Origin of the sequence: Microcystis sp. M090S1, from assembly GCF_020246295.1 — a bacterium.
Taxonomy (GTDB): Bacteria; Cyanobacteriota; Cyanobacteriia; order Cyanobacteriales; family Microcystaceae; genus Microcystis; species Microcystis aeruginosa.
Window position 1 is genome coordinate 1 of sequence record NZ_JADBTF010000424.1, and the last position, 3,289, is coordinate 3,289.

4 protein-coding genes and 1 pseudogene are annotated in these 3,289 nt (G+C 44.6%); 1 reads left to right on the top strand and 4 read right to left on the bottom strand.

The window, feature by feature from the left end:
• Positions 1-434: RpnC/YadD family protein (locus tag IM477_RS18685; RefSeq protein ID WP_287733017.1), on the bottom strand; the 434-nt coding region annotated here is incomplete at its 3' end.
• A 236-nt stretch (positions 435-670) separates the two neighbouring features.
• On the opposite strand from IM477_RS18685, the gene IM477_RS18690 reads away from it, so the two are divergent.
• The gene (locus IM477_RS18690) at positions 671-1,723 is read left to right on the top strand and encodes a 6-bladed beta-propeller (RefSeq protein ID WP_287733018.1); all 1,053 of its coding nucleotides are present in this window, start codon (positions 671-673) and stop codon (positions 1,721-1,723) included.
• A 64-nt stretch (positions 1,724-1,787) separates the two neighbouring features.
• On the opposite strand, the gene IM477_RS18695 is transcribed toward IM477_RS18690, so the two are convergent.
• From IM477_RS18695 to IM477_RS18705, 3 genes and pseudogenes are all read right to left on the bottom strand, one after another.
• The gene (locus IM477_RS18695; protein WP_287733019.1) at positions 1,788-2,600 is read right to left on the bottom strand and encodes an Rpn family recombination-promoting nuclease/putative transposase; all 813 of its coding nucleotides are present in this window, start codon (positions 2,598-2,600) and stop codon (positions 1,788-1,790) included.
• Positions 2,601-2,750: pseudogene (locus tag IM477_RS18700) on the bottom strand (flagellar assembly protein H); the annotation flags it as partial.
• A 52-nt stretch (positions 2,751-2,802) separates the two neighbouring features.
• Positions 2,803-3,289: Rpn family recombination-promoting nuclease/putative transposase (locus IM477_RS18705; protein WP_287733020.1), on the bottom strand; the 487-nt coding region annotated here is incomplete at its 5' end.

Consider the following 3,289-nt stretch of genomic DNA (forward strand, 5'->3'; position numbering starts at 1 on the left):
GTATTGCTGAGGATGGCAAAGGGTAATAAACCGGGATGATGGAAAAATTGTGGCGTATTTTCTTCCCAAAGACGGATGACTTGAAAAGAATGAAAGGTTTCCCCCAGACGGAAAGTATTTTCTTGTACTAGGGGGGAATCACTGCGTCGCAGATAAATTACCACCTGACGCATTGGTTTTTGGGGATGACGACGATAGACGCGAATGCGATAATCGAGCATTCGGAAAGGAATCTTAGAGTCGGGGTCGGTTTGAAACTCGGTATGGAGAATCAATTCCTCTGACTGCAAAAAAATCAGAGAATCGGCACGAATGGGGTCTAATTGTAATTCCGTCGGGTCGAGGACGGTTAAGGAGAGGGGAGAACCCAATAACCAAGTGGCTAAATCATCGGAGAAGTTTTCGGCAATAAATTTACAAATATTATCAAACATCGTCAGGGATTACTTTCCGTTTCTCCTAGGATACCCTCGATCGCCGGTGTTCACATCCTGTATTCGCCGTAACTGTTGCCGAGGAGAATCGTAGCGCGGAATACATTATCGGCAAAATTCAATTCTAACCATGGACTAAATTGTATAAATATCGGCAAATTTGTCACATCTTACCAGAAATTTCTTGACAATTGCGAGAGGAAAGGGTATATTAGGAGCAGATTTTCTGAAGTTTTATGTCCCTATCTAAAGTTATCAATCATGGGGGGCGGGAGAAGCGTAGCTTATCAAAGGCTCTGCTCAAATCCTTTTCCCTAGTCACGGCCACTGCGATCGGATGTATTAGTATCGCCACCAGTGCCACTGCGGCCAGTTTTTACTTCACTTTCGGTAGCTCTGGTACGGGGGACGGTGAGTTCAATTCCCCCTCCGCTATCGCTGTCGATAGCGGGGGTAATATCTATGTAGCCGATACGTTCAACGATCGCGTACAGGTATTCAACCCCAGTGGTGTCTTCCAGTCCACTTTCGGTAGCAAAGGTTCGGGGGACGGTCAGTTCTCGACCCCCTACGGTATCGTCGTCGGTAGCGGTGGTAATATCTATGTAGCCGATACGGACAACGCTCGCGTACAGGTATTCAACCCCAGTGGTGTCTTCCAGTCCGCTTTCGGTAGCAAAGGTTCGGGGGACGGTCAGTTCCAAGGCCCCTACGGTATCGCGGTCGGTAGCAGTGGTAATATCTATGTAGCCGATACGGGCAACAATCGCGTACAGGTATTCAACCCCAGTGGTGTCTTCCAGTCCGCTTTCGGTAGCCATGGTTCGGGGGACGGTCAGTTCGATGGACTCCAAGCTATCGCCTTCGATAGCAGTGGTAATATCTATGTAGCCGATACGTTCAACAATCGCGTACAGGTATTCAACCCCAGTGGTGTCTTCCAGTCCGCTTTCGGTAGCCAAGGTTCGGGGGACGGTCAGTTCGAAGCCCCCTTCAGTATCGCTGTCGATGGCAGCGGTAATATCTATGTGGCCGATACGTTCAACGATCGCGTACAGGTATTCAACCCCAGTGGTGTCTTCCAGTTCGCTTTCGGTAGCCAAGGTATGGGGAACGGTGAGTTCAGTATGCCCCAAGGTATCGCTGTCGGTAGCGGTGGTAATATCTATGTAGCCGATACGGTCAACAATCGCGTACAGGTATTCAGAACGCCCGAACCTTCTAGTATTATCGGATTAGGCATACTAGGGGGCGGTTTAGTGGTGCTTCGCCTCGCTAAACGTGGTTAATCGGTGTGGAGTGGGGAGATGAGTTAAAATTTTCCTAATTCCCCACCCTTTGCGGTTAAAAGCTTTAATTGTCCTGCTGCCTTTGTAAGTCCTCGATAGTTGCGGGGGATAAATCGGTAAATCGGGCAATTTCTGGGATAGGACAGCCAGCAGATAGCATTTTTAGAGCAATTTGTCGAGCTTTTTCTTCTTTGCCTTCCTCTTTGCCTTCCTCTTTGCCTTCCTCTTTGCCTTCCTCTAAAGCTTCTTGATAGACTTTAGTTTCTCTTAGATCACTTAAACTAAACATTTTTTCTATCTCCTTACGGTTTAATTTGGGCAATTTATAAATGAGAATTGTCTCAATTAATTCTAGAATGTCCTCTCTTTTTAAAGACTCCTGGAATTGTTGTCTAACTTGTTGAATCAGTTCTTTTCCTTGCCCTAAGGTGTTGGCTTCCGATTCCACAATTAATTGTAACACTTTTACCCCCAGAGAATCCCCCTCATCTAACTGATTCAGATAATAACAGTTAACCCGGCCTGACTCAAAGAATTCTTGATAACGAGATTTGGGACTATTTTCAATTTCCCGATGGGGATAAATGATCACCCCTTGCCAATTGTTATTACTCTCACTTTGATGAAAATAGAGAAATATTTCACTAAAAAAGCGCGAGTAAAACCGTTCATCTTTTTGAAATTGTACCTCAACAAAGTAAATCGGTTCATTAAGGTTATCAGGAAGAAAGACCCCATCTAAACGAAAAGCGAGTTGTTTAACTTCTACGGAGGAAAATTGATAATGATTGACGGTTTCAGGGGGAAGATTCAGCAAATCAAAGAAACTTTCAGGAAAAGTCTGAAAGAGACGATAGAAAATACTGTCCGTTTTCACTCAATTTTGTCCCTCAATGACTTGTGGTACTTGTTCAATATCTAAGTCTAAAGCTTGGGCAATTTGTTCTACACTTCACCCTAAAGCCAATAAACGGGGAATAGAGTTTAATTTAGCGGTTAATGCTCCTTCCTCTCTGCCTTCCTCTAAAATATCTTGATAGATGACTGATTCTCTCATAATGTCACTCCGAAGAATTTTTTTAATCGTCTCTCGATTGTAATTCTTCGATCGCGTCGGGGGATAGATCGGTAAATCGGGCGATTTCTGGGATAGGAAAGCCAGCGGATAGCATTTTTAGGGCAATTTGTCGGGCTTTTTCTTCCTTACCTTTTTGTAGTCCCTTTTCCTGGCCTTCCTCTAAAATATCTTGATAGATGACGGATTCTCTCATAATGTCACTCCGAAGAATATTTTTAATCGTCTCTCGATTTAATACTAACCCGGCGAGAATACTGGTAGCGGCAGCGAGATTGCTTTGCACCTGTTTTTGGGAGATAGTTTCTAGAGAACGGGACACCTGACTTAACACCTGTTCGGGATCATCAGTATTGCTGAGGATGGCAAAGGGTAATAAACCGGGATGATGGAAAAATTGTGGCGTATTTTCTTCCCAAAGACGGATGACTTGAAAAGAATGAAAGGTTTCCCCCAGACGGAAAGTATTTTCTTGTACTAGGGGGGAATCA